Origin of the sequence: Nocardia sp. NPDC057663, from assembly GCF_042799895.1 — a bacterium.
In the GTDB taxonomy this organism is placed as follows: domain Bacteria; phylum Actinomycetota; class Actinomycetes; order Mycobacteriales; family Mycobacteriaceae; genus Nocardia.
Map to the genome: position 1 here is coordinate 17,590 of NZ_JBHVHX010000007.1, position 17,574 is coordinate 35,163.

Consider the following 17,574-nt stretch of genomic DNA (forward strand, 5'->3'; position numbering starts at 1 on the left):
GACGCGAGCGTCAGGAGAGCAGGAACAGAAGGTCGCCGCTCTTCGCCGCGCCGTCGTTGACGTCGGGACCAGATCAAACGGCTGATCCGCTCTCGGGCTCGTGGACGAACGATCTGATCGCGGACATCGACACGTGCGGCCTCGGGCAGTGAGGTTGGGGAGAGACAGCCGTGGGGTCGAGCATGGCCGACAGCGTAAGCGAGGAGCCGCAAACTCGCGGCTTACGCCGGGCGTGGGATTTACTGTCCCGCAACAGGTGTCCACTGTGCTGCGGGCGATACGCCGGGGATCGGCTTGCCGATGACGGCCACCGGGACGAAGAAGTTCACCTGCCCAATTGCCATCGCTAGGGTGGCCAATGCCTTGTCGTCGTGGTGGGCACTGGTCTGCGTGTACAGCTCGTCGGACCCCGCGTGCCCTCGGGCGACGGTTGCACCTCACGGACGAGTGTCTCGAACAGATTCAATGCGAGCGCGGCCTGCCTCCGAGTCCGGTCCAACTGGCCGCGAAGGTGATGGGCTCGCGCCAGCCCACCATGGGCGGAGGCGAGCGCGGGCGCGTTGTCCGTCTCCGTCGCGAGTTCGAGCGCGGGGGAGTGATCGCGGATGGCCTGTGCGGCATCGCCGCAGGCGTGGACGGTCTCGCCCTGCCAGTTCAGCGCGGCCGCCATGTCGCTGCGATTGCCGAGCGAGCGGAACAAGCTCGACGGCTCGGCGGTGAAAGCCGTGGGCCTCGTCGAGAATCCCGTGTCGGCGGCACAGCCCCCGTGACTTCGGAGTCGGGCGTATCGGCATTCCGGAGCTCGGTTGGCGCTGCGGGCGGCGACCATGACCATGCGATTGGCGGATCGGATCGTGTGGTGCAGGCGATGGACGCGGTGTGCCGCGGGGTCACGGTGTCCTGTCCTTCGATGTTCGGTACGTCGGTGGTGCGGAAGGTGAGCGTATTGCCGCGGATCGAACCTGCGACGCCAAAAATAGCCCTCCATCTGTGGAAATGCAGGTGGAGGGTTGTGCCCTCGGCAGGACACACAAAACATGGGCAACCGGAAAACGCCTGGTCATAGCAGATTATTACACGATCTAGCGATCTCGGTTGGCCGGTGCCGATCCTATCGCGTTCTCATCTTGGATGTGCCCACGGCGGGGCACATCCAAGATGAGAACGCGTGTGACCTGGGGATTTGCTGCGGGGTCGAGGCGGCCTCGGGCAAGATCAGCGGCGCGACCGGCAAGATCAGCATCGTCCACATCTCGGCACGGTGACCGGGGTCGTCGGTCCCGCCAGCATCCAGCCCTATGTCACCGTGGTCAGCGACTCCGGCGACACTGTGACCACCTTCGGGCGAGTTCAGGACGTCTGAGTCACTCGGGCCCGGTTGATGGCTTCGGCGATCGACCGGGCGACCTGCCCAAGTGCCCGCCACCTCGGCAACTTCCGCACCGGCGTCGGATCCGAACCCGTCGCGACCGGCAATCCTACAATTCGTCGGGCAGTAGCGTGAACGCCTTGTGCTCGGTCAGTGGGCGAATCGCCCGGAATGCCCGGTCAAACTGGCCGGGCTCGATTCCTTTGGGCAGAGACCTCGTCTGTTGCAGCCCCACGCTGCCGTGTCTAGGCTGACTCCGATGGCGTGAGAACGGGGGGAAGCATGGCGGGTGAAAACGATACTTCTGGAACAGTTTTCGCGATCGTGCCGGGTGAGGTGACCGATGCTGGTGTCTATATCCAGCAGGTCGCGGAGTCCCTGATCAACGGACTCGGCACGCTTGACCGCGAGGTATCGACTGTCCTGGACAATTGGAGCGGTGCGGCGGCAGAGGCGTTCGGGGACGGCTGGACTGAAACCAAGAAGGGTGCCGCAGACGTATTGAACGCCCTCGCGACGATGGGCGAACTTCTGGGCATCGCGAGCAAAGCCGTTGTCAGTCAAGACATCTCGAACTCCGATGCTTTGAGCTCGCTCGACCTACCACAGTTGAACATGTGATGGACGACTCCCGCGACTTCACCTTCGACATCGATGAGTTGGACCAGCTCATCAGTCGCGCCAATGGATTCATCGGCTTCCTCACCGAAAGCCTCGACGGTATCAACAACCGAATGTCCTCCATTCAGCAAAACTGGCAGGGGGCCGCTGCCGACGCCCAAGAGGAAGCTTACCGAGAATGGGCTACCGGGGCTGCCACGGTAATTGAAGGACTCACCCAGATGTACGACGCCGCCGTCACAGCCCGCGACGCCTACAGTGCGGCAGCGGAAGCCAACTTGAGAATGAGCGGTGGCTGACTTCTATGGGCGCAGTGTCGCCGCAGTCCTATGACAGCGCGGCCGCGGCATGCTACGACTTGTCGAAGAAATTCCAAACCGTCTACGAAACGCCGCAAACCGTACTCTTAGAAACAAGCGCGATGGCCGGCGGCTATGAAGCAGTCAAGTCGTGGTCGAAAGCCTACGACGACCGTGCCGCCGCATTGACAATGGTCGCGACCAACTTCGCGCGAGCCCTGCAACACTTCGGGGACATACTGACAGCGTCCAGCTACAACTGGAAGTCCGGGGAATACACAGCCAACCGCAGTACCAACAAAGGCGACCCGCCATCGTTGCCCACCGGCATCCCGTCCGAACTACCCTACGGCGCGGGCGCAGTAGTCGGTATCGCGTCATCAGGAGCCTATACCAACGGACTTCAGACAGACTGGACCGAACTGCAGGACAAGGTCACCACGTTTGTCACCGGCGGCCAAGTCCCCGATGGAGATACCGACAAACTCGCACGCGCCGTAACTATGTGGAAGACCTTCGCCAATTCAGACCCTCTCGAATACGGCGTGGCCCGGCTACTAACCGTCGCCTCCGGGCTGGAACAAGGCTTCGGACCTAAAGTCCCGGCCGACATCCCGAACCATACAGCCAATCTTCGCAAGCTCGCTGACAAACTCCGCGAAATCCGTACCGCCGCCCACGACATCGCCAACGCGGTCGAAGCCCACAATGTAGCCTTGACGAAAATGCGCGCCGATATCAATACTCAGTTCGCAGCGGTAGTTGTGGTCACCGCAATCTCGATCGGGCGTTCGATGGTAAATGTCAAAGAGCAGCCAGCGAAGGAAAAGGCGCCGAGCAAGCAGCAGTCGCAGTCGCCTAACGACAACAAAGTCGAGATAGATATCGACTTCCTCAACGACGCCGCCTGGGCCATAGCCGGACCCGCCAACACATTCCTCACCACCCTCGGCACCCTCACTTTCACCACTGCTAACCTGACAAACGGCGACCTTCTGACCATTGTCGAGTTGCCGATAGTGATCACTGCCACGAACACCGAGGTAATCGGGAAGAGTTCAGAGAACAAATCGAACACGCCCGGGACGCCTGAGTACAAAGCCCGTCACGATGAGTTGTCGAAGGACCCCGCAAAAAATGGAAAGTCCAATCCGGCATCGGAGAGAGAAGCTGAGGTAGGATTGCAAGCGGAACGTGATGGCAAGATTCCAGGGCCTATAACGCGTGCTCAACCGGGGCCGAATAATGAAGATATGGGCGAGTTCGTAGATGCGACGGGCAAGCGCTGGGACGTGAAGAGCTCCCCTGACAGTCAGCCATCGTACCGGCCAAATGCTGGTCAGGAGATCAGTAACCCTCAATCTGATGAGAAATTTGTCAAGATGATCAATAAAGACCTCGCTGACGATGAGAATGTCCTAATTGATCCTGACGGAATGTCGCCAGCGCGGCGTGCGCGATTGGAACAACTAGTTTCTGAACATCCCGAGTGGGAAGGAAAAGTAGTATGGGGCAGTTGATTTATGGCCGGACCAGGAGCGATGTCAAGCGTTGGCCTTCTGACCCTGCGGCTCAAGCGGCTCTGGGGCTCTATCTGGATCAATTGCCACCGGTGTCGATATCGATGTCGGCATCCAATCTCTTCAATGGGGACGGTCTGAACCTTTCCCGCTCTGATGTATCGGGTTTGTTCTTGGAGGGCGCGTCCTTGAATGGGGCCGATCTGAATTCGGCATGTGTATCCGATGCGGATCTGTATACAGCGTGGATGATTTCGGCCGATTTGCGTAATGCTGATTTCAGTCGTAGCGATCTCCGCAAGGTCGAAGGTCGTGGCTGTTCGGCATCTGGTGGTATTTTCTGTGATGCCCGTCTTCAGAGCGCGGTCTTCGAGGATTCGGACTTCCGGCGTGCAAATCTGGTTGGTGCTGACTTGCGGAGCGCAAGCTTTGCGGATGCCGATCTCGGATCCGCCGATCTGCGAGGCTGCGAGTTTTCTTCGACAGACTTTTCGGACGCACGAATGGGCGGATGTTCGGTGGCAGGCGCTTCGGGGTCCATAATTGGTCCAGTGGATGTCGGAGTGAAATCGGCTATGGTTCTCGCGGGTCTCGAGCTCAAGAAATGGTTCAGTGAAAACGGAGCTGTGGATGTCACCATTCGATCGTGACCCGGCTGTCATTGACTCCGAACTTTCGAAGGTGCCCATGAGGTGTTTTACCCCGAGATCAACAGGCAGGTATTGGTCGATCATGCCTTCATCGTGGCGGGCGGCGTGATCACCAAAGCAGCTCGTGCTTGGATCGGCAATAGGCTTGACGCCAGCAAGCGGAGCCAGAGGGGCTGCTGCACGACGAGGTGACAGTGTGACCTATCAATGCAGCAGCCCCCGGCGAGTGGGCGGGTAAGGCCGTGGTGTGCAAGCACCCGCGCGCCCTATGTGAGTGCATGGCCAGGCTACGGGCGTGCCGGCCTTCCGATGTTGGACTTAGTCAGCCGAGGCTTTTCAGAGCTGCCGCCCACGGCACCGGTTCGCCTTCGTTGACCCGGATGAAGCGCACGCCCCAGTCGGTGAGGTTTGACAGTGCGGCAGCGACTGGCGGGAACTGGAATTGAGCTGCTCGTCCGTGCGGAACCGCTACGACTGGTAGCCCGGCTCCGGTCGTTTCGACCAGCAGAGCCAGTGGCAGTGTGTCGCCAATTCCCGCTGCCCATTTCGCCATGGAACTTGTCGTCAGCGGCGCGGCGATGACCGCGTCGGGCGGCGGCAGCAGGTCTTTGGTGCCGGGGATCTTGAACTCCGACCGAACGGGGTATCCGGTCTGTGCCGCGAGTGCTTCGGCGTCGATGAATCGAGCGCCGTTGGGGGAGGCCAGAACACACACGTCCCAACCGTCTGCCTGCGCGAGGGTCACCAGTTCACCGACGTCCCCTGCCCCACCGGCTCCTGTCACGATTGCGTACAGAACTCTTGTGCGCTCACCCATGTCCCCATCATGGCAGGCAATGGGTGATGCGTCTTCGCCTACAGCGCCACGGCACCGACCCGGGAAGCGAGTTTGCCGAGGTCACCGGTGACGAGGTCGCGTCCGGCCTTGATCATCATGTGGCCCACTAGTTCCTGCACCGTGTCCATGTTGCGGACCTGTTGAGGCGCGATGCGCTCCGCTCGTAACAGCGCGTCCAGGGACATGGTGTGGTCGTCGCGGGCTGCGGCGGCACGCCCGACTTCTACGAAGTACTGTGCGGCGCGGCCCACGGTCGGCAACGATCGAGGGTCGAGGCGGTGGGCGAGATCGAGCACTCGTTCCGGGGAGCCTTCTTCCATGGCTACGGTCATGTTCCACAACGCCACGTTGGCCGAGCCGAAGGAGACGTTGCCGACGATCGTGGTGGGATCGTCGACGGTCGCGCGGTCGAGTTGAGCCGCGTACTCGGCCGCCTGGGCGAGGTGATCGTGGGGGCTGGCGCCCATGGTGGCGGTGACCAAAGAGGCTTGGAGGTGGAGCATTCCGACCGTTTGTATCTCGGGGGCAGTGGCCGCGTCGGGTCCGACCTGGGCGGCGGTGTGCACGGCGCAGTCCAGGGCAGCCTTGAGGGACTCGGGTCGGGCGAGGAGTACCTGGCTGCGCACGTAGGCACCCGAGGCGATGCCTTGTCTGCTGTCGATCCGTTTGGCAGCGGATTCGGCTGCTTGCGCGGCTGACCAGGCGACGGCGAAATAGCCGCGTGCGCGCAGTGCCACCGAGGTCTCGGAAGCGACCTGGGTCAACGCATCCCACGCGGCGCGGCGGTCTCGGGGCTTTCCGCTGTGGGCTTGGCGGTACAGATCGGTGATCGCCGGTGCCAGCAAGGGGCCGAGTTTCGCGTATTCGCAGGCCATTTGGAGTTTGGTGATGCGTCGGGCGAGCGCGACGAGTTCGCCGATCTCGCGGACCGGCTGATCGTTTCCGATGTTGCCTGCTGCCCAGAAGGCTGTTTCGATGGCGGGCACCGAGGCGTCGAAGTCGTCGGTGGCGGGGCTGCTGCTGGGGAGGATGTCTTCGGTGGTGGCCGAGGCGACGGCCGCTGCCGCGAGGACGAGCAGCTGGCGACGGTCGACCTCGGTTGCCGCGTTCTGCCGGGGGAGTCGGAACCACAGCAGTTCCTCGGGGATGTGCAGAGCTGTTGCCCATTGGACCAGCTTGGACATCTTCTCGGGAGCTTCGCGGGACTCGATCCGGCTTAAGGTCGCCTGGGACATGTCGAGCCAGTTCGCGACGTCGAGTTGGGTGATCGGGGACTTGTGCATGGGGTGGGTGCGGAAGGCGAAGATCACCCGGCCCATGTGCCAGGAGGCCAAGGCGTCGCGCATGTGATCGCTGGCCCAGAACTCGGCGGGCATCACCGGTGCGCCGACAGCGGGTTCTTCGTGCGCGCAACTACTGCACGCCGTGCCGGTGTTGAATCGGGACAACCGAGTCCCGCACATCGGGCATTCGCGCGCGTAGTTGGTCGTCCGCATCATCCGCCCCGTTCCGCGATCATGGCCGTCCCCAACGGTTTTTCCGACGGTACCACCAGCTCTACCCAGCCCATATGCGCCTTCTGCATACACCGGAATTCCCGAGACTCGTTGTGTGTATAGCCAATTCGCTATCGACGCGGCGATCGTCGGTGTGTCCGATATCAATCCTGCGGAAGGGGCGACATGGCGCTATCACTGTTGGTGCCGATCCTCGGGCCACCGGCATCCGGAAAGACAACGCTCACGCTGGCGCTGGGCAAGAATCCCGACCGGCACGTGTTCAGATTGCGCGAACACGTGCCGCCCGAGGTGGTCAGACAGACCGCCAGCCACGGCCCGCGAGACCTCGGCTGGATCGACGATGACGTCGTTAATCCGGCGGTGCGCCAGTATCTGAGCACCGTGGCCACCGATTCCCGGATCCACACGGTGCTCCTGGACAACTATCCCGGCACGGGCCAGCAGGTCGAGGCGCTGCTCGACATAGCGCGGGAGCTCGCACCTGGCTGTGCCGTCGAGCCGATCGAGCTCGTGCTCGACGCGCCGGCCAGACGTAAGAGGGCGCGAGCACGTCGAGTCTGTCACCGATGTGAGCGCGATCCGGCCGCCGATCCGCGCCTGCCCGCCTCCGCATCGACGTTCGGCGGATGGACCTGCGGGAACTGTGGCTCACTGCTGCACCCGCGGCGAGGCGACGCTCCGTCACTGTTCGCCGCCCGCACCCGACGCCACGACGACACGGTCGGGGACGTGCGTACCGCGTTCGACCGTGCGGGCATCCCTACCAACTCCGTCGACGGCGCCGACGACGCCGCGACCCTCGCACGAATCGTCGAGCCCCTGCTCATCGTGAGGAGCACCACCGCATGACCAGCACAACCCCTCTGGGACTCCCGACTTTCCGGCCCGACACCTACGGCCACGCCCGTATGCCGCGCAACGCCGGACAGCGCGAACCACATCGTGTCGACAAGGTCTCCTATGGCCGGTTCCGCAACGTCTACCTCTACATCACCGAGGCGTGCCAGTTGCGGTGCGAGCACTGCTACATGGGCGAACGGCTCGAGCGGGCGTTGAAGATGACCCCGCAGCAGATCGTCGACACCCTCACCACCTGGCGGCAGCTCGGCGGCGACAAGCTCACCATCCTCGGCGGTGAGCCGACCCTGCACCCCTGGTACATCGACGCCATCCGGGCGGCCAGGACCATCGGCTACGGCCACGTCATCACCACCACCAACGCCCAGGCCATCGCCCGCAAGAAGTTCGCCCAGCTCACCCCCGAGGACTTCGCCTACGTCCAGGTCAGCATGGACGGCGGCAGCGCGGCCACCCACGACACCGTCCGCGGCGAGGGCACCTTCGACCAGGCGATGCAGACCAGCGCCGAACTGTGCGAGCGCGGGTTCGACACTCGCATCATCTGCACGGTCAACAAAGCCAACGAGGGTGATGTCCTGCGCCTGCTCGACATCGCCGACGACATCGGCGCGAGCCTGGTCAAATTCCACGTGTTCTCCACCATCGGCACCGGCCACGGCAACGCCGACATGGCGATGAACCCCCTTGAGTGGGTGAACTTCTGCACGAGACTCGAACTCGTTGCGCCGGAATACAAGTCACGGGTGTGGTTCCAGCCCACCTACGCCCGCCGCGACCAAATGGACCGCTACGCCGGAGAGGGCTACCAGGGCTGCATCGGCCGCACCCTCGACCGGATCTCGATCTTCCCCGACGGCCGCTGCTACGTGTGCAGCTACCTCTTCGACACCGACACCTACTACGCCAAGATGCGCGACGGCCAGGTGCTGCTCAACCGCGACAGCGAGATCAACGAGTTCGATCTGTTCACCAAACCTCTCGTCGGCAGCGCCTGCGGCGGCTGCAAGGAATCGGCGTGCATGGGTGGGTGCCCGGCCGAGGAACTGGTCATGGGGTCTTCGTCGTGCTCGGCCTACCCCGACATCGTGCCGGTCTGCCGACTGTGGAAATCCAGCGCGAAACCCGAATAGGAGACCCCAATGCACACCATGGAAACCGTCATCGAACCGCTGCGCTCGCTCGACTGGAACGACGTGGAGGCTGTCGAGTCGGCCACCCGCAAGTCCTTCGAACTGCTCGCCACCCAGATGTACCTGCTGCGCCGCGCGTTGACCACGCTGCCCGACAACCCCGATCTCGCCGCACTGTGCGAGCACTACGACATTCTCGACAAGATCGTCCTGCACGACGACCTCGAATCCGGGATCCGGTTGCGCCTGCACATCTTCGGGCCCGGTTACCACGATCGCCCGCACAACCACCGCTGGACCTATGCCAGCCGCATCCTGCGTGGCGAATACCGGCACCGGCTCTACGGTGACGTCGAACTCGGTACGGAGATCGACGTTTCGAGCCTGCGCGCGGTGCACGTGCGCCAGGAACGGGTCGGGGCCAGTTACGCGCTGCACCACAGCGCTGTTCACGCCGTGGTCGCCGAACCCGGCACCGTGTCGCTGGTGCTGCGCGGCCCGGCCATCAAGGACCGGTTCCTGGTCATGGACGCCAAGAACGGCGAGTCCTGGTGGCAATACGGGGCCACGAAGGAATCCCTCGAAGACGCTGCGGAGAAACGCATGTCCCCGCAGCGCCTCGAGGAACTGATCGCCTCGCTCGATGAGTGGCAGCTCATCTGACGAGGTCTAGCGACGGTGGGGACCGGCGAGAGAGAGGTCACGGTCCCCACCGTCACCTGTCACCAGCCGAACAGTGACAGTGACTTGCCGGAGGAGATGTGGCCCAGTGCTTCCCGGCAGTAGGGGATCATGTCTGCTGGCAGAGCGTCGGCGGCGAACCATTCCAGCGCGTCGCACTTGTCGGGTTCCATGTTCGTCGGTTCGCCCTCCCACTGCCGGACCTGGAAGAAGAACGCGACGCGCCCGCCGGACGAGCTGTTGTGCATGATGTGTGCGAACTCGACGTCCTCGGGCGCGATCTGCACACCGATCTCCTCGGCGGCTTCACGCCGCAGTGCCTCGACCACCGACTCCTCGGCCTCGAGATGGCCCGAGGGCGGGTGGAAGGCGCCATCGGCGTACCCGGTGCCAGCTCGCCGGCCGAACAGGATCCTCTCCTGGTCGTCGGTGAGCAGCAGGTGCACATCACCGATGAGGGTGTGCCTTTCAGTGCTGGCCACAGCCATTTCTTACCTCTCTCTCGATGCGCTCGACATGAACGCGAGCACGACCATAAGCCATCGGCGGCCCATGTACTACTGGTCCGCCGTATCGGAATCGGAGACCTCATGTCGCACCAAGTCACCCTCCATCGCAGCGAAGGTCAGCTCCTCGTTGTCCCCAGCCAGACCCCCGAAAACTTCCGCGCGATCATCACTTTCGGTGCGGCAGCCAGGCGCGGCCGTTGCGATGCCCGCCTCCCCGAATACCAGCGAGTCGGCTACCACCGTCAGGACTTCGCGACGAACTCCGGTCGCCACCATGTGGAGGAGTGAGATGGATACCACCGACTCGCGGGACTGCGTCCACACCGATATCGGACCATCGGGCTCCCGACATACCTCGAACTCAGCGCCGTGATCGCTGATCTCGCATCACGAGGACAGCTGACCCGTGTAGACGAACCACTTGAAGGGGTCTGAGCAGGTAGGTTGTCCGGTTCAACGCTGTCGATGCGTGGAGGAATGCGTGAAGAAGTACGTGCGGAAATACGTGGGGTCATATAGGGCCCCACCGCGCCTCTGTATCACGCCTGGTAGATGGCTATATCCGTGGCTGGGTGTCATCCAGGATTGTCTATACTCATAGATGTATAGACATGCGTCACCGGCGCTCATCCCGGCCCTCGTGTCGTTCTGGCTCCTCTGGCCCGCCCGGTCTCAATCCTTCTCCCGCCCTCTCCTCGCTCCATGCTTCCGTCTTTGAATCCGCTTCTTATGGTCTCGCCGACCTCACGCGGTCGAGGGCCTTCGGGTGCGCTGGGTGCGTTTCGTTCGCGGCTTGCATTGTCACGCGAGGCGGCCTCGCGACGAATCAGCGCAATTCTCGCGAATGGGGGTTGTGATGCTGTTCGCGGCCGAGGGTCTCGACCTCGATCAGGGCCTGGCCCGCCTCTCCGGCGCCCGGCGCGATCTCAGTGCGAGAGCACGGCGCGACGACCTCGACTGATCCCACCGGCACCCGCGGCGAGACCCGCCGCGAGTCCGCCTCGCGCCACGACACCGAACATCTTCGAGACGAATTTCTCTCGCGGAATTGGCATTTCGTCAATCGGGAGCGAGAGATTCAGGACCGGAACGAATTTCCACGTTCGGCTTGACATCACACGCCCTATCGAGCGGTCATGGAAACCGGAACCGCACCGACCGCCCGGGGAATCGCCCCGGTCGGTGCGCATTCCATCCGTTCGGGAAAACCCCCGAATTAACTGAAACCCATTGCGGGAAGGAACACCCCCATGTCGAAGAAGAACACCGTCGTGGCCACGAAACCGGTTGCGTTCGTCCAGGGCGGTGCGCCGGTGCCGCGCCACGACAGCACCCGCGCGCTGTGGGCGGCCCTGCGCGCCCACCCCGACAACACCACCGCCGCGCTGGCCGACATCGCCGGGATCGGATTGTCCACCGCCCGGCGTCTGCTGGCACGGTGGGAAACCGCCGGGCACGCGCAGCAACACACCGACCCCGACGCGCCCCGGGCCGCCAAGACCTGGACCCAGGGCGTAGGCGCACCGGCCACCATCGAACCGGACCCAGCACCCACCGCCGAGCCCGCAGACCCGGAACCGGTCGCACCCACACCCGACACCGCGACGGAGACGGCGGTAGCCGCCCCCACGGTCAACGAAACCGCAACCCCGGCCCCGGAACCCCCGGCGATGGCCGATGGCGTGGCAGCGGCCGACGCGGAGTCGATGGTCGAACGCCTGCCCGCCGGAGCGCTGCGCGGGCAGGTCGAGGACCATCTGCGCGACCATCTCGGAATCGAGTTCACCCCACACCAGATCGGCAAAGTCCTGGACCGTTCCAGCGGCGCGGTACACAACGCCCTGATCAAGCTGACCGACGGCGGGATCGCGCGCCAGACCAGTACCGCCCCCAAGCGATTCACTCTCGCGTCCTGATCTCGGGCGATGCCGGAATCCCCGGAGTTCCTACCTCCGGGGAGTCCGACACCGCCCTCTCAACCTAACCCCCTGAGAGAGGTGCTCGACTATGTACGCCACCCCTACCCCCAACGTCCTCGCTTCGGCCCTGCACCGGGTGTACGCCGACTCCAGCCTGGCCCCCGACAGTCTCGAGCTGTGGATCGCGGTCGCGGACGCGGCCGTCCGTGAGCTGCAAATGCCCGTGCTGGGCGCGCTGGTGCCCTGGGTGCCGATCGCGCTGCACTACGAGCAGGCGACGACCGACGGCGAGTTCTTCCCGCACAGCGGTTCGGTCCGGATCATGACCGGTCCGCTGAGCGGCACCCTGTACCGCGACCTCGAGACCGCCACTCGCGAGGTGGTCGTCGCGATCCGGGATCACTTGGCCGAACAGGACGGCGACGACACCGGCGATGACGGGCAGACCGACATCGTTCGCACGGTGTCGCCGTCGTGGCGGTTCCGTGCCGCCGGTGCCGCAGCCGGGTTCACCCCGCGCGTCGTGCCGCCGCTCACGTCCTGATCCACCCACCCGCTGAAATGGCCGGTGGTGCCGAGCGATTCGCTCGCCACCACCGGCCATTTCCATGCGCTGTGCTGAGCCGCGTTGGCTACGCAGCGCGGTCGATTCCCTCGTGAGCCGGTGTCGAACCGCGCGGTCCGGTTAGTCCGCGACTGGTGGTGTCGAACGTAGCCGGTTGCTGTTCTGGGGCCATGGCAGCGGTGTGGCTCTTCGTGGTGGCTGTCGTAATGAGTGGAAATGGCAAATGATTCGCTACCGTCCGCAGTGCATCGGTGGTGCCGTCTCGGAGTCTGCATGGCAACGCTGTTGTCAGCGGATGTGAAGCCACGGATATGTCCAGGATATGACTCGGATATGTTTCAGATACGTTCCGGATAGACCTCTTGCAAGGTGCAGGCAAACTTCGATGAAGCGCTTCCGGGAGATGTCCGAGGGTCGTTGCATCGGGCAGTGTGCCCGCTCTCGCGGTCCCGGCTCAGGAAATTCACAGAAAAAAGTCCCGGGAATCATGTCCCGTTTTCGGGTTTTTGGCGGCAGTAGTAAGTAGAACCCTCTCTCGCTCAGGAGGCCGCCTTGACCGTTGGCTCCCATCGATCCCGCCGTGAGGCTCGTGACACCGGGCGACATGCCCGCGCTCTCACGGTCCCCGTTCAGGAGATTCTCAGAAAGAAGTCCCGGAGAACATGTCCAATTCTCGGCCTTTTCGCGGAAGTAGGGAGTTGGAACCCCCTCTCGCTCAGGAGGCTGTCGTGACCGTCTGTTCCCGCCCTGCCTCCGTGTCGTCTGATCCCGCCGCGCTCCGAGAAAGGCTCTCGCGCTGATGATTTCCCGCCCCGGCAGGCAAGCCGACACTCGTGCCCCGCGCCCGCCCTGGTCGCGGACTCTCCGTCCGGAGAAGAGTTCGCTGGTACGGGCTTTGACCGAACGTGATCGATGGGTGCTGCGCATGGTTTTCGAGCATCGGGCTCTGACTACCGACCAGCTCGCCGACCTCGCGTTCCCCACCGTCAAGATCGCCCGCCGTCGCCTGGCGCTGCTGCACACCTACCACGTGCTGGATCGGTTCCGGCCCATGCGTTCTCGCGGTACCGCTCCTCATCACTGGACCCTTGCGCCGGCCGGAGCCGCTGTCCTCGCCGCCGAGGTCGGTGTGCGTGTGCGCGATCTCGGCTACAACCACCAGACGACGCTCGCGGTCGCCCACAGCCTGCACCTGACTCACACCCTCGGGGTGAACCAATGGTTCACCACCTTGGTCACCCGACCCCACGGCGTGCGGGTGGCGAGGTGGTGGTCCGAGACCCGCTGCCAGCGTCTCTGGGGTGACCTGGCCCGCCCCGACGCCTACGGCCGTTGCACGCACGGCGAGACCGTGTTGGATTTCTTCCTCGAATACGACCTGGGCACCACCTCCCTGCCTCGGGTCGCGGCCAAACTGCACGGATACGCCGAGCTGGCCCGCACCACCGGTGCCATGGTCCCGGTCCTGCTGTGGGTGCCGAGCACCGTCCGCGAGGCCAACGCGCGGGCGGCTCTGCGGCAGGTGTGGGAGCGGCTACCCGATCCCGGTCAGGTTCCGGTCGCTACTGCCGCCGCCGAACTACTCGCCGCCAGCCCCGCGGCGAGTCCGGCCGAGCAGGTCTGGCTACCGCTGCACACCAGCTCCGCCCGCCAGCGCCTGCCCGAACTCGGCACCGTCTGGCCGCGCCGCACCCACATCGGCGACGACATCGACCAGGAGGCCACCTGGGCGCCCTCGCGCAGAGTCACCGCTCTCGCACCACCACCACCGGCCCCAACAGTGGTGAGGTAACCGGTGCTGGTCATCACCCGCCTGCGGATTCGCGCCATCGCCCGGTGGGGCGGATTCGTGGTCGGGTGCCCGCCGTTCGACGACTGTTCCGTACCGGGCCGCGCCCTGTCGATGCACGTTCACCCCGCCAGAACGCCGCTGGCGGACTGCATTCCGGGGGATCGGCCCCGGGGTTGGGTGTGGGGCGGTCCGGTCGGCAGAAACGTTGCACGAGAAGACAGTTGACGCACCGGCCGCTACGGAGCGTTCATGGACCCCGCTGCACGCGGACCCGACGGTCCCGTGCAGTTCCGACAACCTGCGAAACAGTCACCGCCGCCCGGTCATCGGGGCGGGCGGCACAGGACACAGAGAGAGGCATTTCATGGATGAGGAATTCTCGGACGAGGCCACGGTGATCCCATTCAACCGGCACGCTCGCCGCTCGCGCGCACACCATGAGATGCCGGTGGGCGCCGACGCTCGCGCAGGTGATCTAACGGTGTCGTTCCAGATCCGCTACATCACCGGGGCCGAAGCCGCACGCCTCGCCGAACGTCAGTCCCGCGCGATCTCGGCGCTGTTGCGCTGGCTCGACAGCCACGAACCGGCCCGGGAGCTGGTCGACCTCGACGCCGCCGCCGAGGGTGAGCAGGAGGCGGCATGAGCCTGCCCGCATTCGTCGGACCCGACAGCCCGGACCTGCTCGGAATGGGCAGCTCGTCTCCGGTGCCGGTCGCGGTGTTCCTGCGGACCTCGACCCGGGACTTGCAGGACCCCACGTTGTCGCTGCCGCGCCAGCTCGACAGCTGCCGCAGTGTTCTCCCGCCCGGGTTCGTGATCGTCGCGTTCTTCTACGACGTCGAGTCCTCCCGCAAGGACCTCGAACTGCGTGGCATGGGCAGCGCGCACGAGGCGTTCGACATCCCGATCCCACGTGACGGTGGCCTGGCCGACCTGCTCGCCGAGGCCCGCCACCCGAACCGCCGGTTCGAGGCGGTCGTGGTCGAGGAGATCGAACGTGCCGCCCGCTGGACCCGGCAATCCACCCAGCTCGAACACGAACTCGAAACCGTGGGTATCCCGCTGTTCGCTGCCGACGAGGGGCCGATCTCGCTATCGGAGAAGCGCGCCACCCAGATCCTCGTGCGCCGCGTGAAACAGGGTGTGGCCGAGTGGTTCCTGCGTCACACTCTCGAACAATCCTGGGAAGGATACCGCGAACACACCAAACAGGGCTGGAACATCGGCAAAGCCTGCCACGGCTATCGCAACGAGAGACTCCCACACCCGGTCGCCGCGAAACGCGAGGAGGGCCGCACCAAATCCCGGCTCGTCGTCGATACCGAACGCGCACCGGCGGTCGTGCGGATCTTCCAGCTGCGCCACGACGAGAGCCTCGCCTACCAGGTGATCGCGGACCGGCTCAACGCCGACCCCGATCGCTACCCGCCCCCGCAACCCAACAGCGGTAAACGCGCGAAGGGCCGCTGGTCGGGGTCCTCGGTCCGTGAGATCCTGATCAACCCGAAATACACCGGGCACATGGTGTGGAACCGGCGCGCCAGCAAGAAGGGCGGCGCGCTCAACCCACCCGAGAAATGGGTATGGTCACCCGAACCCACTCATGAGCCCCTGATCACCCGCGAGGTGTGGGAAGCGGTGCAGCGCGACCGCACCACCCGCCAGGGGTCGCGGATGAGCGTCAAGAACACCCACCCCGACACCCACCGCACTTATGTGCTGCGCTCGTTCGTGCACCACCAGCAGTGCGCCAAGCGGATGTTCGGCAAAACCCGCAAGGGCTACGGCTACTACACCTGCCAACCCAAACTCGACCTTGTCGGCAAACCCGAGGAGTATGCCGACCACCCCCGCTCGGTGTATGTGCGCGAAGACAAGCTCCTCGACTGCCTCGAGATGTTCTTCAACGAACGCGTCTTCGGGCCGGACCGAGCGACCCTGCTGCGCCACCAGCTACGCGGCCAGTCCTCGACCAAGGTCCATGATCTCGAGCAGCGGTCGGCCGCGATCGAGAAGACCCTCGCCGATATCACCCGACGACAGGACAACCTGCTCACCGAACTCGAATCCCGCCCCATCACCAGTGGTGACGAGGTGTCCGACGCGTGGACCGAACGACTACGCCGCCGCTACACCGAACTCGAACAGCAGCGCCGCACCAAGAACACCGAGCTCGAGACCCTGCGCGAACAGGCGGCCCGCCAGCAACCCGACGAACCCGCTCTCCTGGATCACCTGCCCCGGCTGACGCTGCGTCTCACCCGCGCCCCCGATGTCCTGCAACGCGACCTGTACGAGGCATTCAGCATCAAAATCGTCTACGACCACACCGGCAAACACGTGGCCATCTATGCCACCCTGACCGAAGAAACACTCCCCGCCGCTGCCACAGCCGCCGGAACAATGAACCCCGGTACAACCCCCGAACCAGGGCCAGTACTGCCACCAGCGCACGGCGACAGTACTAGGCAACCCGATTCGCCACGGGAATCCGCTACTTCGGTTGCCCATGTTCTACGTGCCCTCGGCAGGGCACATCGAAGATGGCAACGGGGACGACCTGCTGTTTTCGCGCGGTCAGCTAAGAATCGAAGCCGACTACGGCCTGTAGACGTGCCCAGTTGTGATCATGAGTGGCCTGACCTGTTTTCGGTCCTGGCCCCCCATAAACCCCCCACTTTGGCTGTGTGTTTGATGGATGCCGTCTGCGGACCGCCGTGTCGCAGTTCCGATCCGCCGCGACGGACGATGTGGGAGCAGTCGGCAGTGAGATCCTGTCCGGGCCGCACAGGTGATGGACGTGATCGAAGCGATCATCGCCCTCACCGAGGGCACGCGGGTGTCCTCGACCGCGCTGATCGGGTTCGGCTCGGACTCGGTGATCGAGGTGTCTCCGCTGCCGCGGTGGCGTGGCAGTTCGCCGGGCGCGACCCCGAAGCTCGCGAGAAGGTGCGGCCGACAAGCTGCGGAGTCGATCGTGCGGGAGTGCCGGCGGGAAAGCTGTGGATGAAGGCAGGCACACGCCCGTCCCCACCGACTTATGAGACACGGCCCAGCAACGCCTTCCGAACCGCGTCCAACCATTATTCGCCGACGGTGATGGTGGCGGATTCGTCGTCGGGGACGTGTCCGTTTCCTTCGGCGAGGAGTTCTTCGAGGACCTGTATCGCGCCGCTGATGCGCAGCAGCGTTTCGCGCAGGACCAGGGCCTGTTGTTCGACTTCGGCGAGTTTGACCTGGCCCACTTCGTAGTCGGCGCGCAGGCGGCGCAGGCGCTGTTCGGCTTCTTCGCGCATG

18 protein-coding genes and 1 pseudogene are annotated in these 17,574 nt (G+C 64.3%); 14 read left to right on the forward strand and 5 right to left on the reverse strand.

Going from position 1 to position 17,574, the window contains the following annotated elements:
- Positions 1 to 346 precede the first annotated feature (346 nt).
- Complete coding sequence (locus tag ACFVAV_RS17610) at positions 347 to 670, reverse strand: tetratricopeptide repeat protein (protein WP_379036239.1); 324 nt, start codon at positions 668 to 670, stop codon at positions 347 to 349.
- On the opposite strand from ACFVAV_RS17610, the gene ACFVAV_RS17615 reads away from it, so the two are divergent.
- The 5 genes from ACFVAV_RS17615 (at position 606) to ACFVAV_RS17635 (ending at position 4,459) form a co-directional block, all read left to right on the forward strand.
- Positions 606 to 770: a hypothetical protein gene (locus ACFVAV_RS17615; RefSeq protein ID WP_379036257.1), complete on the forward strand. Its 165-nt coding sequence runs from the start codon at positions 606 to 608 to the stop codon at positions 768 to 770. The two genes, ACFVAV_RS17610 and ACFVAV_RS17615, sit on opposite strands and share 65 nt — an antisense overlap.
- Positions 771 to 1,651: 881 nt before the next feature.
- Entirely contained in the window at positions 1,652 to 1,990 is a 339-nt protein-coding gene (locus ACFVAV_RS17620; protein ID WP_379035974.1) for a WXG100 family type VII secretion target, read from the forward strand.
- Positions 1,990 to 2,289: a WXG100 family type VII secretion target gene (locus ACFVAV_RS17625; protein WP_379036240.1), complete on the forward strand. Its 300-nt coding sequence runs from the start codon at positions 1,990 to 1,992 to the stop codon at positions 2,287 to 2,289. Before ACFVAV_RS17620 ends, ACFVAV_RS17625 begins: the two co-directional genes overlap by 1 nt.
- A gap of 5 nt (positions 2,290 to 2,294) precedes the next feature.
- On the forward strand, positions 2,295 to 3,809 hold the full coding sequence (locus ACFVAV_RS17630; RefSeq protein ID WP_379035975.1) for a hypothetical protein: 1,515 nt from the start codon (positions 2,295 to 2,297) through the stop codon (positions 3,807 to 3,809).
- Positions 3,797 to 4,459, forward strand: a complete 663-nt coding sequence (locus tag ACFVAV_RS17635) for a pentapeptide repeat-containing protein (RefSeq protein WP_379035976.1) — start codon at positions 3,797 to 3,799, stop codon at positions 4,457 to 4,459. Before ACFVAV_RS17630 ends, ACFVAV_RS17635 begins: the two co-directional genes overlap by 13 nt.
- 322 nt (positions 4,460 to 4,781) lie before the next feature.
- Here the strand turns inward: ACFVAV_RS17635 and ACFVAV_RS17640 are convergent, their stop codons facing one another.
- Both ACFVAV_RS17640 and ACFVAV_RS17645 read right to left on the reverse strand, forming a co-directional pair.
- Complete coding sequence (locus tag ACFVAV_RS17640; RefSeq protein WP_379035977.1) at positions 4,782 to 5,243, reverse strand: flavoprotein; 462 nt, start codon at positions 5,241 to 5,243, stop codon at positions 4,782 to 4,784.
- 71 nt (positions 5,244 to 5,314) lie between these two features.
- Complete coding sequence (locus ACFVAV_RS17645; RefSeq protein WP_379035978.1) at positions 5,315 to 6,793, reverse strand: helix-turn-helix domain-containing protein; 1,479 nt, start codon at positions 6,791 to 6,793, stop codon at positions 5,315 to 5,317.
- Between the two features lie 186 nt (positions 6,794 to 6,979).
- Between ACFVAV_RS17645 and ACFVAV_RS17650 the strand changes: the two genes are divergently transcribed.
- From ACFVAV_RS17650 to ACFVAV_RS17660, 3 genes are read left to right on the forward strand one after another with little or no spacing between them, the layout of a single operon-like run.
- Complete coding sequence (locus ACFVAV_RS17650; RefSeq protein WP_379035979.1) at positions 6,980 to 7,666, forward strand: hypothetical protein; 687 nt, start codon at positions 6,980 to 6,982, stop codon at positions 7,664 to 7,666.
- Positions 7,663 to 8,808 (forward strand): radical SAM protein, encoded by a 1,146-nt coding sequence (locus ACFVAV_RS17655; protein WP_379035980.1) that lies wholly within the window; start codon positions 7,663 to 7,665, stop codon positions 8,806 to 8,808. Before ACFVAV_RS17650 ends, ACFVAV_RS17655 begins: the two co-directional genes overlap by 4 nt.
- A 9-nt stretch (positions 8,809 to 8,817) precedes the next feature.
- Positions 8,818 to 9,471: a hypothetical protein gene (locus ACFVAV_RS17660; protein WP_379035981.1), complete on the forward strand. Its 654-nt coding sequence runs from the start codon at positions 8,818 to 8,820 to the stop codon at positions 9,469 to 9,471.
- A gap of 59 nt (positions 9,472 to 9,530) precedes the next feature.
- On the opposite strand, the gene ACFVAV_RS17665 is transcribed toward ACFVAV_RS17660, so the two are convergent.
- Entirely contained in the window at positions 9,531 to 9,971 is a 441-nt protein-coding gene (locus ACFVAV_RS17665; RefSeq protein WP_379035983.1) for an NUDIX domain-containing protein, read from the reverse strand.
- 108 nt (positions 9,972 to 10,079) lie between these two features.
- On the opposite strand from ACFVAV_RS17665, the gene ACFVAV_RS17670 reads away from it, so the two are divergent.
- From ACFVAV_RS17670 to ACFVAV_RS17695, 6 genes and pseudogenes are all read left to right on the forward strand, one after another.
- A complete protein-coding gene (locus ACFVAV_RS17670; RefSeq protein ID WP_379035984.1) occupies positions 10,080 to 10,286 on the forward strand; it encodes a hypothetical protein in 207 nt (68 codons plus the stop codon).
- A gap of 962 nt (positions 10,287 to 11,248) precedes the next feature.
- Positions 11,249 to 11,914: a hypothetical protein gene (locus ACFVAV_RS17675; RefSeq protein WP_379035985.1), complete on the forward strand. Its 666-nt coding sequence runs from the start codon at positions 11,249 to 11,251 to the stop codon at positions 11,912 to 11,914.
- Positions 11,915 to 12,005: 91 nt separating this feature from the next.
- Positions 12,006 to 12,461, forward strand: coding sequence for a hypothetical protein (locus ACFVAV_RS17680; protein ID WP_379035986.1), 456 nt, complete (start codon positions 12,006 to 12,008; stop codon positions 12,459 to 12,461).
- Positions 12,462 to 13,407: 946 nt separating this feature from the next.
- Positions 13,408 to 14,274 (forward strand): replication-relaxation family protein, encoded by an 867-nt coding sequence (locus ACFVAV_RS17685; RefSeq protein ID WP_379035987.1) that lies wholly within the window; start codon positions 13,408 to 13,410, stop codon positions 14,272 to 14,274.
- Positions 14,275 to 14,638: 364 nt separating this feature from the next.
- Positions 14,639 to 14,920, forward strand: a complete 282-nt coding sequence (locus ACFVAV_RS17690; RefSeq protein ID WP_379035988.1) for a hypothetical protein — start codon at positions 14,639 to 14,641, stop codon at positions 14,918 to 14,920.
- Positions 14,921 to 15,150: 230 nt separating this feature from the next.
- Positions 15,151 to 15,927 (forward strand): annotated as a pseudogene (locus tag ACFVAV_RS17695) (recombinase family protein); the annotation flags it as partial.
- 1,433 nt (positions 15,928 to 17,360) lie between these two features.
- Here ACFVAV_RS17695 and ACFVAV_RS17700 read toward each other — a convergent pair.
- Positions 17,361 to 17,573 (reverse strand): hypothetical protein, encoded by a 213-nt coding sequence (locus ACFVAV_RS17700; RefSeq protein ID WP_379035990.1) that lies wholly within the window; start codon positions 17,571 to 17,573, stop codon positions 17,361 to 17,363.
- Between the last annotated feature and the right edge of the window lies 1 nt (position 17,574).